Origin of the sequence: Pseudomonas tohonis (genome assembly GCF_012767755.2) — a bacterium.
Classification (GTDB): Bacteria; Pseudomonadota; Gammaproteobacteria; order Pseudomonadales; family Pseudomonadaceae; genus Metapseudomonas; species Metapseudomonas tohonis.
In genome coordinates, this window is the sequence record NZ_AP023189.1 from 358,666 (window position 1) to 381,617 (window position 22,952).

Genomic DNA, 22,952 nt, shown 5'->3' on the forward strand with positions numbered 1-22,952 from the left:
CCCCAATGAGTTTGAGCGAAGCGCGTTTCCACGATCTGATCGATGCCGCTCAGGAAGCCATCGAAGACATCTTCGACAGCAGCGACCTGGACGTCGACCTGGAGAACAGCGCAGGCGTCCTGACCATCCGTTTCGAGAACGGCACCCAGGTCATCCTCAGCCGCCAGGAATCGCTGCGCCAGCTGTGGGTGGCGGCGCGTTCCGGCGGTTTCCACTTCGACTACGACGAGGCCGCCGGCCTGTGGATCTGCGACACCAGCGAGGAGCCCCTGGGCGAACTGCTGGGCCGCGTGACCCGCGAGCAGTCCGGTGAAGAACTTGAGTTCGAAGAGCTCTGAGGAGCCCGACCCCCGGGCCTCGCCCTGCATCCGCAGGTGCTGCCTGGACGACACCGACGTTTGCGTCGGATGCGGACGCACCCTGGGTGAGATCCTGGAGTGGAACGAAGCAGGCGATGAACGTCGCCGGCAGATCCGCGAGCAGGCTGCTCGGCGCGTGCGCCAGCGCGCCCGCTGACCGCCCGGTCTTGCCAACAGCGCCCGCACTGACGTAGTGTCGGTCGGGCCGGTGCTCGAACGCATCGGCTCACAGATCTGAAACCCCGCCTTCGGGCGGGGTTTCGCTTTTTTGAGCCAAGGATTCAGGAGTTTCGGATTTGCCATGAGCACTCAACCCTCGATCATCATCACCCGCCTCGACCTGCAGCGACTGGAGCGTCTGCTCGATGAACTGGAGGACTTCGGCCCCGGCGCCGAGGCGCTGGAGCGGGAGCTCGCTCGCGCCCAGGTGGTGGGCCACGAGGAGGTACCGCCGGGCGTAGTGACCATGAATACCCGCGTGCACTGTCGTGAAGAGGGAAGCGGCAAGGACTACCACCTGACCCTGGTCTACCCGCAGGACGCCGGTGGCGAAGGCACCGTCTCCATCCTCGCGCCCATCGGCAGCGCGCTGCTCGGCCTGTCCGTGGGCCAGCACATCGACTGGCCGGCGCCGGGTGGCAAGACCCTCAAGCTGCAATTGCTGGCGGTCGAGTACCAGCCCGAGGCGGCTGGCGAATACGATCGCTGATCGACGACCTGGCCGCCTCCCCGGCGGTCAGGCCTTGTTCAGGGCCTGGTTGAGCTGCTTTTCGAGCTCGGCCTTGTAGCGCAGGTAATGAACCGTCTGCGCATGGCCCTCGCCGAGGACCCGCGACAGGTCCAAGTCGGTGATGTAGCAGGGGTAACGCTCGGCCTCGCTGCGCTGCGAGAGGATGTGCCGGGCCACGGAGGCGAACAGCTCGCCGCCGTATTCCAGTTCCGAGAATTCCCGATGGTTGCAATAGAGCGTGACGTGGACGCGATCCGCGTCCAGCGGCTCGACGATCGCCTGCACGTCGTAGAACGGATGGCTGACCGGTGCCTGCGGCGCGGCGCGGCGCTCGACCTGCTGCGCGCGCTGCGGGGGTGAGGGCAGCACTTCGTAATAGAGGATCTCCAGGTCGCTCGGTGGCGTCGGGCTGTCCAGGGGCAGCAGGGCGTTGCGTCGGTAGAGCACCGATTGCAGGAAGCGTTGCAGCGGTGTGAGCAGGCTCTGCTGGTCGCGGAACGGCTGGCGCTGGCGCCACAGGGCGTTGTGCTCGTCGAGCAGGGTCAGTTCGGCACTGTCGCCGTCCTGGCGGAAGAACACCTGGATGCAGTTCGGCCGGCCCAGCGGCAGGATCAGCGCCAGGTCCTCGCCTTCCAGGGCGTAGCGGTCGAGGAACAGCGGGCTGTAGGTCGGCAGGTCCTCGCCCAGGTGTTCCAGCAGCGCCGGTAGGTCATCCAGGGCGGTGTGGCTGACCTGCCCGGGCAGCAGCTCCAGCACGTGGTACTGCTGGCGGACCTGCAGCAGGTAGCGGGTGGTGTCGGGGCTGCCCAGGTGCGCCAGGGCGTCACGGAACAGCTCTTCCACGCGTTGGGCGATGGCCTGGGCGCGGTTGCGGCAGAAGCAGCGCACGCGCAGGTTCGGCTGCATGTCCGCAGGCGTCGCGTTGAGGAAGTCGCGCAGGCAGTCCAGCGGGGCGAAGGGGCCGTCGTAGCGGGTCACCAGCAGCTCGTTCCAGCTGTTCAGGGTGACCTGGTCGATGGTCAGCACCAGGTTGTCGCGCACGCCGGAGTAACCCAGGGAGTCGGTGCGCTCGGTGGTCATGTGCACGTTCATCTGGCTGTGCTGCTTGAGCGGGTCGACGCCGACGTTGATCAGCAGCAGCACCTCGCTGGGCGCGCTGGCACGCAGCAGCGCGGCCTCGCCCACCGGCGGCAGCGGCAGCGGAATGCACTGCTGCAGGCTGGCGATCAGGTTGGACAGCTCGAACTCGGACAGGTCGCTGGTGCCGGGGTTCAGGGACAGGCGCGTGCTGGGGTCGATCACACCGTTGCGGTGACACCAGGCGAGCAGCTCGATCAGCTCGCGGGCGCGCTTGATCGGCGCGAAGTCGCGCCACTCCTGGGCATTCAGGCTGCCCGGGAAGAGCGCCCACTGGGTCTCGCCCTGGGCCTCCGGGCTGGGGCACTGCACCAGGGTCAGGGTGTCCTCGGCCAGGTCCGGGGCGATGCCGGGGTTGATGAATTCCACCTTGCCGGCCTTGCGTTCGAAGGCGGCATAGAGGCGCCGGCCGAGCACGCCGAGATCGCGGCTGTTGAGCGAGCTGATGGCGTGCTGGCTGCGGCCGAACTCGGAAAGGAAGCGATAGCTGTAGGTCAGCTCGTTGACCAGCGCGCGGCGCTCGGCGCCGACCTGGCGCACTTTCCACTGGCTGCGGCTGTCGAGCATGGCCAGCTGCCGCGCATCCCACTGCCACTCGCGGGTCAGGCGCTCGAACAGCAGGCGTTGCCAGCTCTTGCGGCGGTTGCGCGGTGGGCGGCTGAGCTTCTTGTTGACCTTGAGGTAGAGGCAGCGGCGGATCAGCTCCAGGCGCTCGCGGTCGCCGCGCGCCGTCAGGTATTCCTCCAGGCGGCGGTACACGACTATGTAGGGGTCGAGCTCGTCGAGGTCGAGGTGGTTGGCGTAGACGGCGTGCTTGAAGCGCAGCGACAGGCAGTGCACCCGCGGGTGCTCGCTGGCGTAGACCTCGGTGAGCAGCAGCTTGAGCACCGACTTGTAGGGCGACTCGATGCCCTTGAACAGCTGCCACATGCCGGCACCGATGAACTCGCCCACCGGGATGTGCGCCAGGTGGCCCAGGTCCAGCACCTCCTCGGCACGGATGAAGCGACGTGACAGCAGTTTCTCGGTGTACTCGGCGTAGCGCCCTTCCTCGTAGACCGGCACCAGCCACCAGAGCGGCGTACGCCCGGCGAGCCAGATGGCGGTGCGGTAGAACTCGTCCAGCAGCAGGTAGTGCTGGGTGGTGCCGCAGTCGTCGGAAGTGAGCTGGGTTTCGCGGTCGCCGACCACGAAGCGCTGGGGGTCGATGAGGAAGAAGTGCGCCTCGGTGCCCTGGGTCGCGGCCCAGGTTTCCAGTTGCTCGCACTTGCGGCGCAGTTCGGCCACCTCGGCGGCGGAGAGGTCCGGTGCGTGGCAGACCCAGAGGTCCATGTCGCTCTGCTCGGCCTGCGCCACCGTGCCCAGGCTGCCCATCAGGAACAGGCCGTGGATCGGCATCGGCGGGTTGCCCCGGCGTGCCTTGTAGGCGAAGGAGCGAGTCAGGCGCTGGACTTCGGCCAGCACTTCGTCGTCGGGCTCGTAGTTGGACAGGCCCGCAGGCGTCTGCCCGGACACGTAGCCGGGCAGCAGCGGATGGTTGACGTGGAACAGCAGCGGCAACAGGCGCAGCACCAGCTGCTGGCGCGTGGAAAGGCCCTGCATGGCGCGCTCCAGGCGCCCAGCGTTGACCTTGAGGAAGCGCGCGCGCAGCTGCGCGAGGACCTTGCGGTCGATGCCGTCATCGATGTCGGGGCGGATTTCCTGGGTGCGCGTCATGGAGCTTCTGCCGGGTGGATGGGCACAGCCTACCAGCCGGCGAAGCGGCCGGGCAGGGTTGTGCCCGGGTTATCGGCGCGGACGCGTTTCAGCTTGAATGGACGGGCTCGGTGGTGAGGATGGTGAGCAGGCTCTGGGCGTGTTCGGCGGCGTCCAGCCCGAGGCTGGTGAGGTAGCCGCCATCGGGCTGGGTGATGAGTTTCTTCTGGTGGAGACGGGTGACCGCGCCTATGACCTTGGACGAGGCGTTGTTGTGCACCTTGAGTCCCTCCTGGGTGTTGTCCAGGTTGAACAGGGTCAGCAGTTCCAGTTCGGCGATCAGCTCGGGGGTATACGACATGGTGACTCCTGGGCTTCTGGTGGGCCCGCCTTCGTGCGGGCGGGTGTGACGGATCAGTGTAGTAGGCCGGGCTCAGTCTGCCGGGTAGATCGCCTCGCCGTATTGCCAGCGGTCAAGGATCGCCTGGTATCGACCGTCTTCCTGGATGCGCTGCATGCCCTGGTCGAAACGCTGCAGCAGCCAGCCGGCCCGTGCTGCGCTGCGCGAGAACGACAGGTACAGCTCCGGCTGGTGCACCGTGCCCACGGCCTGGAAGCTGCCGGCGAGCTCGGGGTGCTCGCGCAGCAGCTCGGCGGTGGTGGCGCGGTAGGCCACCACGTAGTCGACGCGGCCGTGCTGCAGCATCAGAAAGCCGTTGAGGTCCTTGCGCACCGGCACCCGCTCCAGGGTGCGCAGGGCATCGAAGCGGGCGCCGTACTCGTAGCCGATGGTCACGGCCACCCGCGCGCCCTCCAGGCCTTGCAGGTCCACCACCGGGGTGGCCCGGTCGACACGCGACCAGAGCAGGATGTCGTCGCGGAACAACGGGTGCCGCGGCAACTGGTAGGCCTCGGCGATACGTGCGTCCGGCGCGGTGTTGAAACAGCCCGCCAGCTTGCCCTGGAGGGCGAGCTGCATGCAGCGGGAGTAGGGATAGGGCACGAGCTCCACCGGGGTGTCGACGGCGGCGAAGGCGGCCAGCACGATCTCCGCCGACATGCCGCGCACCGCGCCATCGCGGAACGCAGTGAAGGGGTACCAGTCGTCCTCGGCGCCGATCTGCAGCGGCTCGGCATGGACGCCTGCGGCCAGCAGGAGCAGCAGGCCGGAGAGCGCCCGGCGGACGAGGCGGGTGACGCGCAGCGGGCTCGAACTCATGGGGGCCTGGACCTCGACGACGCTCGGGTGGGATGGCGCGATGCTAGGGCCTGTTGCGATGGGTGATCCCGGCGTGGATCAAGTTTCCTCGTCGTCTTCTTCGCTGTCGTCCGGCAGCTCGGGCAGCGCCCTGAGGGCGGCTTCGTACCAGGCCAGGTCGAAGGGCTGGTCCTGCTCCAGGCGACCGATCGCCCGAGCCAGCACCAGGGCCATGAGCTGGACGCTCTCCTCGCGCTCGTAGCCCACCAGGGTCAGCTTGTTCAGGGTGGCCTTGGCTGCCGGCGGGTTGTCGGCTTCCAACTGGTTCTCGATGGCCTGGATCAGGGTTTCCTCGGCGAAGGCTTCTTCGCTGTCGTCGTGCTCGCTCATGGCGCTTCTCCTCGTTGTGCAGGCACGCAGTGTGCCACGGCGTGCCCCTCCATTCACTGCCCTGATCCTGCTGGCGCGGCCCGGGGGGCGGGTCTATAAGGACGGACGCCCACCCCGCACGGCCAGGAGGCCCCCATGCTCAAGCTCCACGGTTTTTCCGTCAGCAACTACTACAACATGGTCAAGCTGGCGCTGCTGACCAAAGGCATTCCCTTCGAGGAGGTGCTGGTCCATGGCAGCCAGGAGCCGGCGTTCCTCGCCATCAGCCCGCGCGGCAAGGTGCCGGTGCTGGAGACCGAGCAGGGCTTCATCAACGAGACCGGCGCCATCCTCGAATACCTGGAAGAACGCTTCCCCCAGCGTCCGCTGCTGCCGGCCGATCCCTACCAGCGTGGCGTGGTCCGTGCGCTGGTTCGTGAGATCGAGCTGTACATCGAGCTGCCGGCGCGCAGCTGTTATCCACAGGCCTTCTTCGGCATGCCGCTGCCGGAGGCGATCCGCGAGAAGGGCAAGGCCGAGCTGCTGGCCGGGGTCGCCGCGCTGGCGCGTCACGGCCGCTTCGCGCCCTATGTGGCGGGCGACTCCATGAGCTTCGCCGACCTGTATTTCCTCTACAGCATCGACCTCGCCTGCGAGGTGGCGCAGAAGCTGTTCGCCACCGACCTGCTGGCGGACTTGCCCGACGCCCGCGCGCTGCTGGCCAAGCTCGGCGCCGAAGCCCATGTGCAGCGCATCGCCGCCGACAAGGCGCGGGAGATGCCCGGCTTCCTCGAGGCGGTCAAGGCCCGCGCACGGGGCTGAGGTTCGGTTTCAGCGGGGCAGGCTGTCCAGCCAGGCGTCGAGTTCCGCTCGCGACTCCAGCCTGATGAAGCGGATCCCGGCGTTGGCCGGGTCCCGCTGCTCGGCGGCGAAGCGCTCGCGGTAGATCGCGTGGCGGGTCCAGGCCCAGAGGATGATCGAGCGCCCCGGGTCCAGGCTCAGCAGGTTGCGCAGGCGTTCGCGGTTGCCGTTCCAGAGCGTCTTGCGCAGCAACAGGCGGCCCAGGGTGCGGGTGATGACCTGGCGCATCACGACCGGGCGCGGGAGGTCGAGCCAGACCACCGTATCGGCGCGGGAAAGTGTCAGCGGGCGTACCGCCGAGTAGGCGCCTTCGACGACCCAGCGTGGCGCCTGCAGGGCGGCCTCGACCCGCGCGCGGAATTCGGCGCGGGGCAGGGGCTGCCACCCGGGCTGGTGGAAGATCGCGTCGAGCTCGATATGCGGGCAGCCCAGGCGCGCGGCCAGGCGGCGCGCCAGGTGCGTCTTGCCCGAGCCCGAGCAGCCGACGATGGAAATGCGCTGGCCGACCGGCGTCGGCCAGGTGTCGGGGGTGTGGTCCTGCATGGTCATCCCTGCCGGTCGCGGGGCGACCTCGTGATCAGCGTGCGGCGAGCAGCGCCTTGCCACGAGCGACGGCGGCGCGAACCTGGTTCGGTGCCGTGCCGCCGATGTGGTCGCGGGCATTGACCGAGCCTTCCAGGGTCAGCACGGCGAAGACGTCGTCGTCGATCTGGTCGCTGAACCGGCGCAGTTCGTCGAGGCTCATCTCCGCCAGGTCCTTGCCGGAGTCGACGCCGTACTTCACCGCGTGGCCGACGATCTCGTGGCAGTCGCGGAAGGGCAGGCCCTTGCGCACCAGGTAGTCGGCGAGATCGGTGGCGGTGGAGAAGCCGCGGCGGGCCGCCTCGCGCATCACCGCGTGGCGCGGCTTGATCGCCGGGATCATGTCGGCGAAGGCGCGCAGGGAGTCACGCAGGGTGTCGGCGGCGTCGAACAGCGGCTCCTTGTCCTCCTGGTTGTCCTTGTTGTAGGCCAGCGGCTGGCCCTTCATCAGGGTCAGCAGGCCGGTCAGGGCGCCGAACACGCGGCCGGACTTGCCCCTTACCAGTTCGGGCACGTCGGGGTTCTTCTTCTGCGGCATGATCGAGGAGCCGGTGCAGAAGCGGTCGGGCAGGTCGATGAACTGGAACTGGGCGCTGGTCCAGAGCACCAGTTCTTCGGAGAAGCGCGACAGGTGCATCATCGCCAGGGAGGCGGCGGCGCAGAATTCGATGGCGAAGTCGCGGTCGGACACGCCGTCCAGCGAGTTGCCGCCGACGGCGTCGAAGCCCAGCAGGCGGCAGGTGACTTCGCGCTGGATCGGGTAGGTGGTGCCGGCCAGGGCGGCGCTGCCCAGCGGCATGCGGTTGACGCGCTTGCGGCAGTCGACCAGGCGCTCGTGGTCACGGCTGAGCATTTCGAACCAGGCCAGCAGGTGGTGGCCGAAGGTCACCGGCTGCGCGGTCTGCAGGTGGGTGAAGCCGGGCATGATGGTGTCCGCTTCACGCTCGGCCTGTTCCAGCAGGCCCTGCTGCAGGCGGGTGATCTCGCCGAGGATGATGTCGATCTCGTCACGCAGCCAGAGGCGGATGTCGGTGGCCACCTGGTCGTTGCGCGAGCGGCCGGTGTGCAGCTTCTTGCCGGTGATGCCGATGCGGTCGGTCAGGCGCGCTTCGATGTTCATGTGCACGTCTTCCAGGTCGACGCGCCATTCGAAGGTGCCGGCCTCGATCTCGGTCTGGATTTCCTTCAGGCCCTTCTCGATGGCGTCGCGCTCGTCCGCGGTCAGCACGCCGGCTTCGGCCAGCATGGTGGCGTGGGCGATGGAGCCCATGATGTCGTGGCGATACAAGCGCTTGTCGAAGTCGACGGAGGCGGTGAAGCGGGCGACGAAGGCGTCGACGGGCTCGCTGAAGCGGCCACCCCAGGACTGGTTGGTCTTGTCGGTGCTCATGAGTGGGCTCGGTGCTGGAGGTGAAGGAAGGCCGATGGCCGAAAAATTACCGGCGATAATAACAGCGTTGCTGGTGAAACCGGCGCGTCCCGTCCGAGCGACCTGCCGGTCGGCGTTTGTAGCCTGCTTCACAGTTTTTCATCTCCAGCAGCATTTCGGTGCTTTATTTCGCCCGGCCGGAGCGCTCTGGCTTGCCGCCCGGCGGGCGCTTACGGAAACTGCCCGGATGCCTGACGACAGCCGCAACAAGGCGCGCCCCGCCGCGTCCATCGACGATTTCTTCCTGCCCGAGCTGTGCCTGCCGGAGGCGCTGCTCGGCCTCGTGCTGCTCGCCGAGCTGCTGGTGATGGTACTGGTGCTGGCCGAGCCCATGCTGCCCAACTTCGACTGGGTGCGCCTGGCGCTGACCTCGCTCTTCGTGCAGTGGATCGTGCTGCTTTCCGCCGCCCTGCTGTGTCGGCTGCGTCCGTTGCTGGCGCGCATCAGTGCGGCGCTGGCGGGGATCATCTGCTGCCTGATCGTGGTCGGCCTCACCCTCACCTGCACCGCCGTGGCCGACTACTACGACCTGGGCGGGCCGCTGCCGCGCGCCGGCGAGGTCAACCTCTACCTGCGCCATGGGCTGATCAGCCTGATCATGTCGGCGCTGCTGCTGCGCTACTTCTACCTGCAGAGCCAGTGGCGCCGGCAGCAGCAGGCCGAGCTGCGCGCGCGCATCGAATCGCTGCAGGCGCGCATCCGCCCGCACTTCCTGTTCAACAGCCTGAACAGCATCGCCAGCCTGGTGGCCATCGATCCGTACAAGGCCGAGCAGGCGGTGCTCGATCTTTCCGACCTGTTCCGCGCCAGCCTGGCCAAGCCCGGCACCCTGGTCAGCTGGGCCGAGGAGCTGGAACTGGCGAAACGATATTTGTCGATCGAGCAATATCGTCTCGGAGAACGGCTACAGTTGGATTGGCAGGTAGACGAAGTGCCCGATGATTTGCCGATTCCACAACTGACCCTGCAACCCCTGCTGGAGAATGCCCTCATCTATGGCATTCAACCGCGTATAGAAGGGGGACTGGTGCGGGTGGAAGCCGAGTACAGGGATGGTGTGTTCCTGCTCTGCGTGAGCAACCCGTTCGACACGGGTGCGGAACCCCAGCCTTCACGCGGAACCCACCAGGCACTGACGAATATTGATGCCCGACTTACGGCACTTTTCGGCTCCAGAGCCAGTCTCAGCGTGGAGCGCCGTGACGGTCGCCACTTCACCTGTCTACGCTATCCTTGTGCGAGACTCACGCAGGAAGCCCGAGCAATATGAATGTCCTGATCGTCGATGACGAACCCCTTGCCCGAGAGCGTCTCAGCCGCCTGGTCGGCGACCTCGACGGATACCGAGTTCTGGAGCCCGCCGCCACCAATGGCGAAGAGGCTCTGACCCTGATCGACAGCCTGAAACCGGATGTCGTGTTGCTCGACATCCGCATGCCAGGGCTCGATGGCCTGCAGGTGGCCGCGCGGCTCTGTGAGAAGGAAGCGCCGCCCGCGGTGATCTTCTGCACCGCCCATGACGAGTTCGCCCTGGATGCCTTCCAGGTGAGCGCCGTGGGATACCTGGTCAAGCCGGTGCGGCCGGAGTCACTGGCCGAGGCCCTGAAGAAGGCCGAGCGCCCGAACCGGGTGCAGCTGGCGGCGCTCACCCGCCCCGCCGCGGAGAGCGGGACCGGGCCGCGTTCGCACATCAGCGCCAGGACCCGCAAGGGCATCGAGCTGATCCCCCTGGACCAGGTCATCTACTTCATCGCTGACCACAAGTACGTGACCCTGCGTCACGAGCACGGCGAGGTCCTGCTGGACGAACCGCTGAAGGCGCTGGAGGACGAGTTCGGCGATCGCTTCGTGCGCATCCACCGCAACGCCCTGGTCGCCCGCGAGCGCATCGAGCGCCTGCAACGCACCCCGCTCGGGCACTTCCAGCTGTTCCTCAAGGGCCTCAACGGCGATGCGCTGACGGTCAGCCGGCGCCACGTCGCCGGAGTGCGCAAGCTGATGCACAACCTCTAGGACGCATGGCCGCAGACGCCGGGTGGTCGCCCGCGCGCCTGCGGCTGTCTTGCCTGTTATCATTCCGGGCAGTCCTGCTTCCGGAAGTCATCATCCATGTCCCGCGAGATTCGCATCGCCACCCGCAAGAGTGCCCTGGCCCTGTGGCAGGCCGAGTTCGTCAAAGCCAGCCTGGAGAAGGCCCATCCCGGGCTCAAGGTCAGCCTGGTGCCCATGGTCAGCCGCGGCGACAAGCTGCTCGACGCCCCCCTGGCGAAGATCGGCGGCAAGGGCCTGTTCGTGAAGGAGCTGGAAACCGCCCTGCTGGAGAACGAGGCCGATATCGCCGTGCACTCCATGAAGGACGTGCCCATGGACTTCCCCGACGGCCTCGGCCTGTTCTGCATCTGCGAACGTGAAGACCCGCGCGATGCCTTCGTCTCCAACACCTTCGAAAGCCTCGACGCGCTGCCCGCCGGTGCCGTGGTCGGCACCTCCAGCCTGCGCCGCCAGGCCCAGCTGCTGGCGCGTCGCCCGGACCTGAAGATCCAGTTCCTGCGTGGCAACGTGAACACCCGCCTGGCCAAGCTCGACGCCGGCGAATACGACGCCATCATCCTCGCCGCCGCCGGCCTGATCCGCCTCGGCTTCCAGGAGCGCATCCGTTCCTCCATCAGCGTCGACGACAGCCTGCCCGCCGGCGGCCAGGGCGCTGTGGGTATCGAATGCCGCACTGCCGACACCGAGATCCACGCCCTGCTGGCGCCCCTGCACCACCGCGACACCGCCCTGCGCGTCACCGCCGAGCGCGCCCTGAACAAGCGCCTCAATGGCGGCTGCCAGGTGCCCATCGCCTGCTACGCGATCCTCGAGGACGACCAGCTGTGGCTGCGCGGCCTGGTCGGCCAGCCCGACGGCGGCACCCTGCTGCGCGCTGAATCCCGCGCGCTGGCCAGCGACGCCGAGAGCCTTGGCGTGCGTGTCGCCGAAGACCTGCTGGGCCAGGGCGCAGAGGCCATCCTCCAGGCCGTCTATGGTGAGGCCGGCCACCCGTGACCGGCTGGCGCCTGCTGCTGACGCGCCCCGCCGACGACAGCGCCGTGCTGGGCGAGATCCTCGCCTCGCACGGCGTGCACAGCGCCAGCCTGCCACTGCTGGAGATCCAGCCGCTGGATGACGCCCCCGAACACCGCGCCACCCTCCTGGGCCTCGACCGCTATCGCGCGGTGATCGTGGTCAGCAAGCCCGCCGCCCGTCTCGGCCTCGAGCGCCTCGCGCGCCACTGGCCGCAACCTCCCGGCCAGGTCCGCTGGTTCAGCGTCGGCGCCGCCACCGGCGAGGTGCTCACGGCTGCCGGCCTCGATGCCCACTGGCCGGAAAGCGGCGACGACAGCGAAGCCCTGCTGGCGCTGCCGGCATTCACCGAGGCGCTGGCCGCCCCGCACGCACGCGTGCTGATCATGCGTGGCGAGGGTGGCCGAGAATTTCTCGCCGAGCGTTTGCGCGGCCAAGGCGTGACGGTGGACTATCTGGAACTCTACCGCCGCCGCCTGCCCGACTACCCGCCGCGCAGCCTGCAGCGGCTGATTCGAGCGGAACGCCTGAACGGCCTGGTGGTCAGCAGTGGGCAGGGTTTCGAGCACCTGAACGCACTGGCCGGGGATGATTGGCCCACCCTGGCCCGTCTACCCTTGTTCGTACCGAGCCCGCGCGTGGCCGAACTGGCGCGCGATGCGGGCGCGCAAGTCGTTGTGGACTGCCGGGGCGCCAGCGCCTCGGCCTTGCTGGCGGCGCTGGAGAATCAACCGGCCCCGGCCCCCTGATGCAAAGGATGGATACGTGAGCGAAGCAGATCTGGCTAAAACCGAGCAGCAACCCCCGGCCTCCGAGCCCGTCATTCCTGCCACCGCCAAGCCGGCTTCCCGGGGCGGTGGCCTGGCCATCCTGGCATTGCTGGTGGGCGCCGCCGGCGTCGCCGTCGCCGGTTGGAGCCTGTGGCAGATACGCAGCCTCGAAGCCCGCGACCAGCAGCAGCTGAGCATGGTCGAGGACGCCCGTGGCCAGGCCCAGTCCCTGCAGCAGCGCGAGAAAAAACTCACCGAGCGCCTCGACCAGCTGCCCAGCGCCGAAGAACTGGACGAGCGCCGCCGCCTGCTGGCCGACCTGCAGGGCGACCAGCAGCGCCTGAGCCAGCGCCTGGAGACCGTTCTCGGTGCCAGCCGCAAGGATTGGCGCCTGGCCGAGGCCGAGCACCTGTTGCGCCTGGCCAGCCTGCGTCTCTCCGCGCTGCAGGACATCACCAGCGCCAAGGCCCTGGTGGAAGCGGCCGACGACATCCTCCGCGAGCAGGACGACCCCGCCGCGTTCGCCACCCGCGAGCAGCTCTCGCGCAGCCTCGAGGCGCTGCGCACCACGGCGCAACCGGACCGCACCGGGCTGTTCCTGCAACTCGGCGCGCTGCGCGAGCAGGCCACCCAGCTCAGCCCCCTGGCCCCGGCCTTCGAGGACAAGGGCGGCGTGCTGCGCAACATGGCCGCCGACGGCGACGGTGGCAGCTGGTGGGCCGAGTGGCTGGAAAAGCTCTCCCACTACTTCCGCATCCAGTTCGACGCCGACCAGAACATCAAGCCGCTGCTCGCCGGGCAAGGGCTGTCCCAGGTGCGCCTGGCCCTGTCGCTCGCCCTGGAGCAGGCGCAGTGGGCGGCACTGCACGGCCAGACCCAGGTCTATCGCCAGTCGCTGAAGCAGGCGCGTGATGTGCTGGATTCGCAGTTCAACGCCGAGAAACCGGAGAGCCGTGCATTGCTGGCGCGCATCGACGAACTCGCCACCCAGCCGGTCGAAGTGAAGACGCCCGACCTCGGTGCCTCCCTCGAAGCGCTCCAGGCCTACCTGCAGCGCAGCCAGCGTCTCGCCGATCCGAAGGCCGCCGCCGCGCCCGAGGCCGACCCGTCGCAGGACCCCGAAGCGGCGCCGCCGGTGGAGGGCCAGGGCCAATGAGACGGATCATCCTCGTCCTGCTGCTCCTGGCCGCTGCGGGCACCCTGGTGGGCATGGCCGTGGTCCAGCACCCCGGCTACGTACTCTTCGCCTACAAGGGCTTCCGCTACGAGTCCAGCCTCTGGGCCTTCCTCGCCCTGGTCGCCGTGGTGGTGCTGCTGCTCTGGCTGGTGCGCGCGCTGCTGACCCTGGTGTTCGTCTCCGGCGGCGTGGTCAACCCCTGGTCCCGGCGCAACGCCCGCCGTCGGGTGCGCCTGGCCTCCGAGCAGGGCCTGCTGGACCTGGCCGAAGGCCGTTGGGCCCGCGCCCTGCGCCACCTGCGCCGTGCCGCCGAGGCCGACCCTCAGCCCTTGATGTACTACCTCGGTGCGGCCCGTGCGGCCAACCGCATCGGCCAGTACGAGGAGAGCGACCAGCTCCTCGAACGCGCCCTGGAGCGCCAGCCGCAGGCCGAGCTGGCCATCGCCCTGGCCCATGCCGAACTGCAACAGGAGCGTGGCGAGACCGATGCCGCGCTGGAGACCCTCAAGGTCATGCAGGAGCGCCATCCGCGCCACCACCAGGTGCTGCGCCAGTTGCTCCAGCTGTATCGCCAGCGCGGTGACTCGGCGGCCCTGGTCGGCCTGCTGCCCGACCTGCGCAAGAACAAGGCGCTACCGGAATCCGAACTCAACCAGCTGGAGCTGAGCGTGTGGAGCGACCGCCTGGTGCACGCCGGGCAGGCCGGCCTCAACGAGGGCGAGACCGCGCTCAACCCGCTGATCCAGGCCTGGCAGCATCTTTCCGCCGCGCAGCGCGCCGAGCCACGCCTGGTGCTGGCGTTCGCCGACCAGCTGCGTCACCTGGGGGCCGAGCCCGAGGCCGAGGAGGCGGTGCGCATTGCCCTCAAGCGTGGCTATGACGACGCCCTGGTGCGCTTCTACGGACGCCTGCGTGGCGCCGATCCGGCGCGCCAGCTGCAGACCGCCGAAGCCTTCCTCAAGGACCACCCGACCGACCCGGCGCTGTTCCTCACCCTGGGCCGGCTGTGCCTGCAGAACAGCCTGTGGGGCAAGGCACGCGAGTATTTCGATACCGGCCTGAGCTTCTCCCGCGAGCCGGAGCTCTGCGCCGAGCAGGCGCGCCTGCTGGCGCAGATGGGCGAGCTGGAACGCAGCAACCAACTGTTCCAGGAAGGCCTGGTGCAGCACCTGCCCGCCCTGCCCCTGCCCGGCGAACGCGTCGCCTGATGTCGCGCCGCCGCCATGGCGGCGCGTCTTTCACGAACCCTCGTAGCTGATGCGGTAGATGGCTCCGGCCTGGTCGTCACTGACCAGCAGCGAGCCATCCGGCGCTACCAGCACGTCCGCCGGGCGCCCCCAGACCTCGCCATCCTCCAGCCAGCCTTCGGCGAACACGCTCTGGCGCTTGAGGCTGCCATCCTCGTTCAGTTCCACGCGCTTGATGCGGTAGCCGATCTTCTCGCTGCGGTTCCACGAGCCGTGCTCGGCGATGAACAGGTTGTCGCGGTACTCCGTCGGGAACTGGCTGCCGGTGTAGAAGCGCAGCCCGAGCGGCGCCACGTGCGGGCCGAGCCTGGCGACCGGGGCGACGAAGTCCTCGCAGGGGCGTGTGCCGAACTCGGGGTCGGCGACACTGCCGGCGTGGCAGTAGGGAAAGCCGAAGTGCTGGTTGGGTGCGGTGATGCGGTTGAGTTCGCAGTCCGGCGTGTCATCGCCGAGCAGGTCGCGGCCGTTGTCGCTGAACCACAGCTCGCCGGTCTTCGGATGCCAGTCGAACCCCACGGTGTTGCGGATCCCCCGGGCCACCCGTTCCAGGTCGCTGCCGTCGGGGTTCATGCGGTGCAGTGCGGCGTAGCGATCGGGGTCGCGTTCGCAGACGTTGCAGGGCGCACCCACCGGCACGTAGAGCTTGCCGTCGGGGCCGAAGGCGATGAACTTCCAGCCGTGATGGGTTTCGGCGGGGAAGGACGGGCCGACCTGCTCGGGCTGCGGTGGCGCATCCAGATGTGCCTCGATGTCGCGCAGGCGCAGGATGCGGCTGATCGCCGAGACATACAGGTCACCCTCGTGGAAGGCTACGCCGACCGGCATCTGCAGCCCGCTGGCGAGGGTGCGTACGCGGCCGCTGGTGGTGTCCAGCGCATAGACCCTGCCGGCGGCATTGCTGCCCACGAACAGCGTGCCATTGGCGCCCCAGGCCATCTCCCGGGCGCTGGGCAATTGGTCGCTGAGGACTTCGATGCGGAACCCCGGCGGCAGGCGGATCCTGTCCAGGGGCAGTTGCGCCTGGGCCAGCAGGGGCATGAAAAGCAACAGGGCGAGTAACCGACGCATGGCGTTCTTCTCTGGATGGGCACCCGCTGCAGACTAGACGGTCGCCTTGAAAGGCCCATGGGCTTCCTCTACCGTATCGGCCTCTCATCACTCCTCGGAGCCGCCATGACCCTGGCCAGCCCCCGTTCCCTGTTCTTCGCCGCCTTCCTCGCCTGTGTCGCCGTCATGGGCGGTGCGCTCTACCTGGAACACGCGATGGGCCTGGAGCCCTGCCCCCTGTGCATCGTGCAGCGCATCTTCATCATCCTCTTCGGCGTGGTCTGCCTGATCGCCGCCGTGCACGCGCCCCAGGCCCGTGGTCGTCGTGTCTACGCCGGGCTGGCGCTGCTGTTCGCCGCGGGCGGCGCCGCGACCGCCGGCCGCCAGGTCTGGCTGCAGGGCGTGCCCGCGGACCAGCTTCCGGCCTGCCTGCCGAGCCTGGAATACATGATAGATGCGCTGCCCTTCCAGGAAATCATCAAGCTGATGCTGCACGGCACGGCCGATTGCGCCGAAGTCACCTGGACCCTGTTCGGCATGAGCATTCCCGAGTGGAGCCTGCTGGCGTTCGCCGGCTGCATCCTCTTCTCGCTCTACCAGATGTTGCGCCGCGCCTGATCCTCTCCCCCGCCGCGCCTGGCTTGCAGCCGGGCGCGCGCCCTCGTCGCACCCTCCCGCCCTGATGCAGAAGCCGCGCCGGCTCTGGCGCGACGATTAAACGCTCGTATGAAATTTTCTCGACGAGGTGCCTTGCTGGCAGGCAGGCACGGGCATAATCTGGCCCGCACGCGACGCCGGAAAGTTGCCACTTCCGCGCCGCCTTCCCCGTTTTTGCACCGATCGACAAAAAACCGTCTCGGAGCAGACGAACAAGGCATTACCGAAAGGGAAGCGAGGACATCATGCTCGAAAGTTGCCAGAACGCTCAGGAACGTTGGGGTGGGGTACACCAGTTGATCGACCGCTGGTTGCTGGAGCGCCAGGAACTGGTCAGGGTCTTCACCAGTGTCAGCGACAGACCCCAGGCACCTGCGGTGGAAGACCTGCAGGGATTCTGCGAAGTACTGGTCGACTACGTGTCGGCGGGGCACTTCGAGGTCTACGAACAACTGCTCAACGAGGCCAAGGCCTTTGGCGACCAGCGCGGCCTGGATCTCGCCAAGCAGATCTACCCCCGTATCGAAGCCATCACCGAGGTCGCGTTGAGCTTCAACGACTGCTGCGACGGCAGCGCCAGCCGCGAAGTCTGCCTGGCCACCGAGCTCAAGCGCCTCGGTCCATTGCTGCACGAGCGCTTCGAACTGGAGGACTGCCTCATCGAGGTGCTGCACAACGCCCACCAGAACCAGGGCGCGCAGCTCGCGTGATTCAGCGGACCTCGAGCAGCTCGAGGTCGAACACCAGGGGCGCGTGGGGCGGAATCAGGTCCCCCGCGCCTTCCGCGCCATAGGCCTGGGCCGAAGGAATCACCAGGCGCCACTTCGCCCCTACCGGCATCTCCTGCAACGCATCCCGCCACCCGGCGATCACGCTGTCGAGGCGGAACCATTGCGGCCCGTCGCTCTCGTCGAACACGCTGCCGTCGGCCAACTGCCCGCGATAGTTCACCCGCACCTGCGAATGCGCGCCCGGTTTCGCGCCGCTGCCGGCCCGCAGTTCGGTCACCAGCACGCCATCCTTCAACTCGCGCACACCGTACTTGCCACGTTCCAGCGCGATGAAGCGCTTCTCCGCGGCGATGGCTTTCTGCATGTCCTGGCCGTTGCGTTCGAGGGCCGTCTCGTGGGCATCGAGCAGCTGTTCCATGCGCTGCGCATCGAGCTCCGGCTTCTCGCCGCGATAGGCCTGGGCGAGCCCGCGCAGCAGTGAGTCCAACTGCAGGCCCGGTGCTTCCTGGCGCAGCCGCTCCCCCAGTTTCACGCCCATGCTGTAGGCGAGATCCTTCTGCTCGTCGGCGGCTTGAAGGGGAAGAGCGAAGAGGCAGAAAAGCAGGGGGGCGAGGATGCGCATCGGGCGTTCTCCAGGAGCGGAATGCCGGCGATTATGCCAGCCATGCAGTTTGGAATAACGGGGAACTAGCGATGGCTCAAACAGGCGTCTAGTATGGGCGCAACCACGTCCGCCCGGAGGCGCACCATGTCGGCCAAGAAGAAGCCCGTAAGCACCCCGCTGCACCTGTTGCAGCAACTTTCCCACAGCCTGATCGAACACCTCGAAAACGCCTGTAGCCAAGCGTTGGTCGATGCCGAGAAACTGCTCACCAAACTGGAGAAGCAACGCGGCAAGGCCCAGGAGAAACTCCACGGTGCGCGGACCAAATTGCAGGGTGCTGCCAAGGCCGGCAAAGCGAAGGCGCAAGCCAAATCCAAAGAAGCCGTCGCGGAGCTGGAAAGCCTGCTCGACGCGCTGAAGGCCCGCCAGGCCGAGACCCGCTCCTACATCGCCGACCTCAAGCGCGACTCCCAGGAAAGCCTGAAGATCGCCCAGGGCGTCGGCAAGGTGAAAGAGGCCGCTGCCAAGGCGCTGGTCGCTCGTGAAGCCAAGGCCAAGCCCGCTGCCGCCAAACCGGCCGCCAAGGCCGCGCCGAAAGCCGCCGCCAAACCCGCTGCCAAGCCTGCCGCGAAAGCACCGGCCAAGGCTGCCGCAAGCAAACCCGCTGCTGCCAAGCCTGCCGCCAAACCTGCTGCCAAGGCTCCGGCCAAGGCGGCTGCAGCCAAGCCCGCCGCCGCCAAGGCTCCGGTGAAAGCCGCTGCCAAACCGGCGGCCAAGCCTGCCGCGAAAGCGCCGGCCAAGGCCGTCGCCAGCAAGCCTGCCGCTACCGCGAAACCCGCTGCCAAGCCGGCTGCGAAACCGGCCGCCAAGCCCGCCGCCAAGGCTCCGGCGAAGGCCGCAGCGAAACCCGCTGCTACCAAGCCCGCTGCCGCGGCGAAACCTGCAGCCAAGCCTGTCGCCGCCAAGCCGGCAGCTGCCAAGCCCGCCGCCAAGGCTCCGACCAAACCGGCTGCGAAGCCGGCACCCAAGGCCGCTGCCAAACCCGCTGCCAAGCCTGCCGCGAAGGCCCCGGCCAAGCCCGCCGCCCCGGTGAGCGCACCGGTCGCCAAGCCTGCCGCACCGGCTCCGACCGCTGCTGTCACGCCGGCGCCGTCGGCTGCCAACGGCGCAGCGCCGACCACGCCTTCGGCCTAAGCCTCGAGGGCCGCGACGCGCAGCGATTGCAGCGCGTCGCGGTCACTCTCCCCCGCCTTTCCGGCCAGTCCCTCCAGCCAGCCCACGCCATGCCCAGTGGCCTCCGGCCAGGGCGCCGCAGCCTGCTCCAGGCGGGCCAGCAGACGCCGCTCGGCATCCAGCTCCAGCCGTTTCACCGCCTCGCGCAACGCGCGCAGTTCCTCGTCCATGGCCGCCGCTTCGCGCCATCCGCGCCTCAGCGCACGCAAGGGCTCCACGACCTCCCGTTGCCAGGGTTCGGCGATCAGGCGCAGCTGTTCCTCGCGGGCATCGTCGTGCCTGACGCCCCGGCGCGCGAGCCAGGCGCTGGCCAGCAGCAGGCAGACATCGGCACCCTGTTCCTGCAGGCGCAGGCAGGCATCTTCGACGCCCGGACGGGCGTAGAGATCAAGGGCGAAACTCCATAGATCGGGGGGCATGGCGCATACCGGGCGGTGGGGGAATGAAGCTGATAAACTCCGCCGCCATTATGATCCGACTCCAGAACCTCACACTACAGCGTGGTCCTCAGCGCCTGCTCGAAGGCGCCGAACTGACCCTGCATACCGGCCAGAAGGTCGGCCTCATCGGCGCCAACGGTGCCGGCAAATCCAGCCTCTTCGCCCTGCTGCGCGGCGAGCTCGGCCCCGACGCGGGCGACTGCTTCGTGCCCGCCGACTGGCGCATCGCCCACATGCGCCAGGAGGTGGACACCCTCGACCGCCTGGCGGTGGACTATGTCCTCGACGGCGACGTGCAGCTGCGTCGCGTGCAGGCCGAGCTGGCTGTCGCCGAGGCGGGCCATGACGGCACCGCCATCGCCCGCCTGCACATCGAGCTGGACAGTGCCGACGGCTACACCGCCGATGCCCGCGCGCGCAAGCTGCTGGCCGGCCTGGGCTTCACCAGCGAGCAGATGGACCGTCGCGTCGGCGACTTCTCCGGTGGCTGGCGCATGCGCCTGAACCTGGCCCAGGCGCTGATGTGCCCGTCCGAACTGCTGTTGCTCGACGAGCCCACCAACCACCTGGACCTCGACGCCATCCTCTGGCTGGAGGAGTGGCTCAAGGGCTACCCCGGCACCCTGCTGCTGATCTCCCACGACCGCGACTTCCTCGATGCGGTGGTGGACAACGTCGCCCACCTGGAGCAGCAGAAGCTGACCCTCTACCGCGGCGGCTACTCGGCCTTCGAGCGCACCCGCGCCGAGCGCCTGGCGCAGCAGCAGCAGGCCTACGAGAAGCAGCAGGCCCAGCGTGCGCACATGGAGAAGTACATCGCCCGCTTCAAGGCCCAGGCCACCAAGGCCCGCCAGGCGCAGAGCCGGATCAAGGCCCTGGAGCGCCTGGAGGAACTGGCGCCCGCGCACGTCGACTCGCCCTTCGACTTCGTCTTCCGCGAGGCCGACAAGATCTCCAGCCCGCTGCTGGACGTCGCCGAAGGCCAGCTCGGCTACGGCGACAAGGTGGTGCTGCAGCAGGTCAAGCTGCAGCTCGTCCCTGGTGCGCGCATCGGCCTGCTCGGCCCCAACGGCGCGGGCAAGTCCACCCTGATCAAGACCCTTTCCGGTGAGCTGGCGCCTGTCGCCGGGCGCCTGGCCCGGGGCGAGAACCTCGCCATCGGCTACTTCGCCCAGCACCAGCTGGACTCCCTCGATCCCAAGGCCAGCCCGCTGCTGCACCTGCAGCGCCTGGCACCGACCGAGCGCGAACAGACCCTGCGCGACTTCCTCGGCGGCTTCGACTTCCGCGGCGATCGCTGCGACGAGCCGGTGCTGAACTTCTCCGGTGGCGAGAAGGCGCGCCTGGCCCTGGCGCTGATCGCCTGGCAGAAACCCAACCTGCTGCTGCTCGACGAACCGACCAACCACCTGGACCTGGAGATGCGCCTGGCGCTGACCATGGCCCTGCAGGAGTTCGCCGGCGCGGTGCTGGTGGTCTCCCACGATCGCCACCTGCTCAAGAGCACCACCGACGAGTTCCTCCTGGTGGCCGACGGCCGCATCCAGCCCTTCGAGGGCGACCTCGACGACTACGCCCGCTGGCTGGTCGACTACCGTGCCCGCCAGGCCCCGGCGAGCACCCCCGCCGCCGGGGCCGGCACGGGCACCGACAAGCGCGCCCAGCGCCAGGCCGCCGCCGCGCTGCGCCAGCAACTGGCCCCGCACAAGCGCGAGGCCGAGAAGCTGGAGAAGGAGCTCGGCACCCTGCACGAGAAGCTCGCCGCCGTTGAGTCCCGCCTGGGCGACTCCGGCCTCTACGAGGCCTCGCGCAAGGACGAACTGCGCGACCTGCTCGCCGAGCAGGCCAGGCTCAAGGCCCGCGAAGGCGAGCTGGAGGAGAAGTGGCTGGAGGCGCTGGAACTCCTGGAAAACCTGCAGAGCCAACTGGAGGCGAGTGACTGATGGAAGACCTGGTGCTGTTGACGGCCTGGAGCGAACCCCTGATCCGGGCGGCGCAGGTGCTGCTCATCCTGATACTCGCCTGGCTCGTGCAGCGCATCGTCACCCGTGGCATCACCCGCCTCGGCGCGCGTTATCCACAGCTGCCCCAGGAGCTCCTGCTGCCCCTGCGCGGCCTGCTGCGCTGGCTGATCCTGGGCAGCGCCTTCATGCTGGTGCTGGAGCGTCTCGGGGTTTCCGCCGAGGTGCTGTGGACGGCGCTGACCGGCTTCACCGCCGTCGCCGCGGTGGCCTTCTTCGCCATCTGGAGCGTGCTCTCGAACATGTTCTGCGCGGTGCTGATCTTCTCCCTCGGCCCGTTCCGCCTGGGCGATGTGGTGGAGGTCGTGGAGAGCGCCGACAAGCCCGGCGTAAAGGGCCGCGTGGTGGCCATCAACCTCTTCTACACCACCCTGCAGGACCTCGGTGAAAGCGCCGACGGCGCCCTGGTGCAGGTGCCCAACAGCCTGTTCTTCCAGAAGGCGGTGCGTCGCTGGCGCTGAGCCGCCGGCCGGGGCTGGGCAGCGCAAAGCGCAGCGGGTAGTCTGCTCGGCCCCCCTTCCGTTTTCCGAGGTTCACGCCATGGCCATGCACACCTGGCTCGCTTTTTTGGTCGCCTGCTGGGTGATCAGCCTCTCGCCCGGCGCGGGCGCCATCGCCTCCATGTCCTCCGGGCTGCAATACGGGTTCCTGCGCGGCTACTGGAACGCCATCGGCCTGCAGCTGGGCCTGGCCCTGCAGATCGCCATCGTCGCCGCCGGTGTCGGCGCCATCCTCGCCACCTCGGCCATGGCCTTCAGCGCGATCAAGTGGTTCGGCGTCGTGTACCTCGTCTACCTGGCCGTCCGCCAATGGCGCGCGCTGCCCAGCGACCTGTCCGCCGACTCTGCCGAGCGTCCCCTTGGCCGGCCGCTGACCATGGTGCTGCGCGGCTTCCTGGTGAACGTCAGCAACCCCAAGGCGATCGTCTTCATGCTCGCGGTGCTGCCGCAGTTCATCGACCCCCATGCGCCGCTGGTGCAGCAGTACCTGGTGATGGGCGCGACCATGATCACCGTCGACCTGATCGTCATGGCCGGCTACACCGGGCTGGCCGCCAAGGTCCTGCGCGTACTGCGCTCGCCGCGCCAGCAGCGTTCCATGAACCGCGGCTTCGCCGTGCTCTTCGTCGGCGCCGCCGCGCTGCTGGCCACCGTGCGTCGCGTCCCGGCGTGATCCAGTCGATGGCCTGAACGTGACCCGGCGCCGCGACAAGGTGGCGCACGGGCACTAGGCTGCCGGTCTTCCCAAAGGAGCATCGGCATGCCGCCATCCAACAGCCGGGACGGGGTCTATGGCGACTCGCCGGACCTCGCCATCGCCCCCCTGCGACACCCTCCGCTGGAGCAGGCCCTGAGCGCCGCCTGTGGCGAACTCGACATCCACGAAGCCTTCCTCGCCGCCCTGCGCGACCCCGCGCTCGGCCCGCAGCCGCGCCTGCTGCTGGGCGTTTCCGGCACCGACCTGGCCGGGCGCCGCCGCCTTGCCGCGCTGGTGGCCGAGTTGCTGCCCGACGACCTCGAGCTCGACCTCATCGAGCTGGAGGACGACAACCTGTCCCAGGCCCTGCGCGAATGCTGCGAGGCGTTCTACCGGCGCTGA

At 68.4% G+C, this 22,952-nt stretch carries 26 protein-coding genes; 17 read left to right on the forward strand and 9 right to left on the reverse strand.

What is annotated here, in order from left to right; translation table 11 throughout:
• Positions 1 to 5: 5 nt before the first annotated feature.
• The 3 genes from cyaY to rnk all read left to right on the forward strand — a co-directional run bounded on the left by cyaY (position 6) and on the right by rnk (position 1,068).
• Positions 6 to 338: an iron donor protein CyaY gene (gene cyaY / locus HSX14_RS01665; RefSeq protein ID WP_111261173.1), complete on the forward strand. Its 333-nt coding sequence runs from the start codon at positions 6 to 8 to the stop codon at positions 336 to 338.
• Positions 319 to 516 carry a DUF1289 domain-containing protein gene (locus HSX14_RS01670; RefSeq protein ID WP_173176737.1) on the forward strand — a complete coding sequence of 66 codons (198 nt, stop codon included), beginning with the start codon at positions 319 to 321 and terminating at the stop codon, positions 514 to 516. Before cyaY ends, HSX14_RS01670 begins: the two co-directional genes overlap by 20 nt.
• Positions 517 to 660: 144 nt before the next feature.
• Positions 661 to 1,068, forward strand: coding sequence for a nucleoside diphosphate kinase regulator (gene rnk / locus HSX14_RS01675; protein WP_111261171.1), 408 nt, complete (start codon positions 661 to 663; stop codon positions 1,066 to 1,068).
• A gap of 27 nt (positions 1,069 to 1,095) precedes the next feature.
• Here the strand turns inward: rnk and HSX14_RS01680 are convergent, their stop codons facing one another.
• From HSX14_RS01680 to HSX14_RS01695, 4 genes are all read right to left on the reverse strand, one after another.
• A complete protein-coding gene (locus HSX14_RS01680) occupies positions 1,096 to 3,942 on the reverse strand; it encodes a class I adenylate cyclase (protein WP_173176735.1) in 2,847 nt (948 codons plus the stop codon).
• An 88-nt stretch (positions 3,943 to 4,030) separates the two neighbouring features.
• Entirely contained in the window at positions 4,031 to 4,282 is a 252-nt protein-coding gene (locus HSX14_RS01685; protein ID WP_111261169.1) for a TIGR02647 family protein, read from the reverse strand.
• Positions 4,283 to 4,354: 72 nt separating this feature from the next.
• On the reverse strand, positions 4,355 to 5,140 hold the full coding sequence (locus HSX14_RS01690; protein WP_173176733.1) for a substrate-binding periplasmic protein: 786 nt from the start codon (positions 5,138 to 5,140) through the stop codon (positions 4,355 to 4,357).
• Between the two features lie 78 nt (positions 5,141 to 5,218).
• A complete protein-coding gene (locus HSX14_RS01695; RefSeq protein WP_173176731.1) occupies positions 5,219 to 5,509 on the reverse strand; it encodes a hypothetical protein in 291 nt (96 codons plus the stop codon).
• A 135-nt stretch (positions 5,510 to 5,644) separates the two neighbouring features.
• Between HSX14_RS01695 and HSX14_RS01700 the strand changes: the two genes are divergently transcribed.
• On the forward strand, positions 5,645 to 6,310 hold the full coding sequence (locus tag HSX14_RS01700; RefSeq protein WP_173176729.1) for a glutathione S-transferase family protein: 666 nt from the start codon (positions 5,645 to 5,647) through the stop codon (positions 6,308 to 6,310).
• A gap of 9 nt (positions 6,311 to 6,319) precedes the next feature.
• Here HSX14_RS01700 and HSX14_RS01705 read toward each other — a convergent pair whose 3' ends face one another.
• Together HSX14_RS01705 and argH are read right to left on the reverse strand one after the other, a co-directional pair.
• Positions 6,320 to 6,892, reverse strand: coding sequence for an AAA family ATPase (locus tag HSX14_RS01705; RefSeq protein WP_173176727.1), 573 nt, complete (start codon positions 6,890 to 6,892; stop codon positions 6,320 to 6,322).
• Between the two features lie 34 nt (positions 6,893 to 6,926).
• Entirely contained in the window at positions 6,927 to 8,321 is a 1,395-nt protein-coding gene (argH, locus tag HSX14_RS01710; protein WP_173176725.1) for an argininosuccinate lyase, read from the reverse strand.
• Between the two features lie 226 nt (positions 8,322 to 8,547).
• Here argH and HSX14_RS01715 point away from each other — a divergent pair, with 226 nt between their 5' ends.
• The 6 genes from HSX14_RS01715 (at position 8,548) to HSX14_RS01740 (ending at position 14,581) form a co-directional block, all read left to right on the forward strand.
• Positions 8,548 to 9,630 (forward strand): sensor histidine kinase, encoded by a 1,083-nt coding sequence (locus HSX14_RS01715; RefSeq protein WP_173176724.1) that lies wholly within the window; start codon positions 8,548 to 8,550, stop codon positions 9,628 to 9,630.
• Entirely contained in the window at positions 9,627 to 10,373 is a 747-nt protein-coding gene (locus HSX14_RS01720; RefSeq protein WP_173176722.1) for a LytR/AlgR family response regulator transcription factor, read from the forward strand. The genes HSX14_RS01715 and HSX14_RS01720 overlap by 4 nt, the downstream gene beginning before the upstream one ends.
• A gap of 96 nt (positions 10,374 to 10,469) precedes the next feature.
• The gene (gene hemC, locus HSX14_RS01725) at positions 10,470 to 11,408 is read left to right on the forward strand and encodes a hydroxymethylbilane synthase (protein ID WP_173176720.1); all 939 of its coding nucleotides are present in this window, start codon (positions 10,470 to 10,472) and stop codon (positions 11,406 to 11,408) included.
• On the forward strand, positions 11,405 to 12,175 hold the full coding sequence (locus HSX14_RS01730; RefSeq protein WP_173176718.1) for a uroporphyrinogen-III synthase: 771 nt from the start codon (positions 11,405 to 11,407) through the stop codon (positions 12,173 to 12,175). Before hemC ends, HSX14_RS01730 begins: the two co-directional genes overlap by 4 nt.
• A 16-nt stretch (positions 12,176 to 12,191) precedes the next feature.
• Positions 12,192 to 13,352 carry a uroporphyrinogen-III C-methyltransferase gene (locus HSX14_RS01735; protein ID WP_173176715.1) on the forward strand — a complete coding sequence of 387 codons (1,161 nt, stop codon included), beginning with the start codon at positions 12,192 to 12,194 and terminating at the stop codon, positions 13,350 to 13,352.
• The gene (locus tag HSX14_RS01740; RefSeq protein ID WP_173176713.1) at positions 13,349 to 14,581 is read left to right on the forward strand and encodes a heme biosynthesis HemY N-terminal domain-containing protein; all 1,233 of its coding nucleotides are present in this window, start codon (positions 13,349 to 13,351) and stop codon (positions 14,579 to 14,581) included. Before HSX14_RS01735 ends, HSX14_RS01740 begins: the two co-directional genes overlap by 4 nt.
• Before the next feature lie 30 nt (positions 14,582 to 14,611).
• Here HSX14_RS01740 and HSX14_RS01745 read toward each other — a convergent pair whose 3' ends face one another.
• Entirely contained in the window at positions 14,612 to 15,688 is a 1,077-nt protein-coding gene (locus HSX14_RS01745; RefSeq protein WP_173176711.1) for a PQQ-dependent sugar dehydrogenase, read from the reverse strand.
• Positions 15,689 to 15,793: 105 nt separating this feature from the next.
• Here HSX14_RS01745 and HSX14_RS01750 point away from each other — a divergent pair, with 105 nt between their 5' ends.
• On the forward strand, positions 15,794 to 16,285 hold the full coding sequence (locus tag HSX14_RS01750) for a disulfide bond formation protein B (protein ID WP_173176709.1): 492 nt from the start codon (positions 15,794 to 15,796) through the stop codon (positions 16,283 to 16,285).
• A 284-nt stretch (positions 16,286 to 16,569) separates the two neighbouring features.
• A complete protein-coding gene (gene rsd, locus HSX14_RS01755; protein ID WP_111261157.1) occupies positions 16,570 to 17,034 on the forward strand; it encodes a sigma D regulator in 465 nt (154 codons plus the stop codon).
• 1 nt (position 17,035) lies between these two features.
• Here rsd and HSX14_RS01760 read toward each other — a convergent pair whose 3' ends face one another.
• Positions 17,036 to 17,677, reverse strand: a complete 642-nt coding sequence (locus tag HSX14_RS01760) for an FKBP-type peptidyl-prolyl cis-trans isomerase (RefSeq protein WP_173176707.1) — start codon at positions 17,675 to 17,677, stop codon at positions 17,036 to 17,038.
• A gap of 126 nt (positions 17,678 to 17,803) precedes the next feature.
• Between HSX14_RS01760 and HSX14_RS01765 the strand changes: the two genes are divergently transcribed.
• Positions 17,804 to 18,853 carry an AlgP family protein gene (locus HSX14_RS01765; protein WP_173176705.1) on the forward strand — a complete coding sequence of 350 codons (1,050 nt, stop codon included), beginning with the start codon at positions 17,804 to 17,806 and terminating at the stop codon, positions 18,851 to 18,853.
• On the opposite strand, the gene HSX14_RS01770 is transcribed toward HSX14_RS01765, so the two are convergent.
• Positions 18,850 to 19,311: a TIGR02444 family protein gene (locus tag HSX14_RS01770; RefSeq protein WP_173176703.1), complete on the reverse strand. Its 462-nt coding sequence runs from the start codon at positions 19,309 to 19,311 to the stop codon at positions 18,850 to 18,852. The genes HSX14_RS01765 and HSX14_RS01770 overlap by 4 nt on opposite strands.
• Positions 19,312 to 19,361: 50 nt before the next feature.
• Here HSX14_RS01770 and HSX14_RS01775 point away from each other — a divergent pair, with 50 nt between their 5' ends.
• From HSX14_RS01775 to HSX14_RS01790, 4 genes are all read left to right on the forward strand, one after another.
• Positions 19,362 to 21,275, forward strand: a complete 1,914-nt coding sequence (locus HSX14_RS01775) for an ATP-binding cassette domain-containing protein (protein WP_173176780.1) — start codon at positions 19,362 to 19,364, stop codon at positions 21,273 to 21,275.
• The gene (locus tag HSX14_RS01780; RefSeq protein ID WP_111261152.1) at positions 21,275 to 21,814 is read left to right on the forward strand and encodes a mechanosensitive ion channel family protein; all 540 of its coding nucleotides are present in this window, start codon (positions 21,275 to 21,277) and stop codon (positions 21,812 to 21,814) included. Before HSX14_RS01775 ends, HSX14_RS01780 begins: the two co-directional genes overlap by 1 nt.
• A gap of 79 nt (positions 21,815 to 21,893) precedes the next feature.
• Positions 21,894 to 22,526, forward strand: coding sequence for a homoserine/homoserine lactone efflux protein (rhtB, locus tag HSX14_RS01785; RefSeq protein WP_173176701.1), 633 nt, complete (start codon positions 21,894 to 21,896; stop codon positions 22,524 to 22,526).
• 87 nt (positions 22,527 to 22,613) lie between these two features.
• Positions 22,614 to 22,952, forward strand: coding sequence for an enhanced serine sensitivity protein SseB C-terminal domain-containing protein (locus tag HSX14_RS01790; protein WP_111261150.1), 339 nt, complete (start codon positions 22,614 to 22,616; stop codon positions 22,950 to 22,952).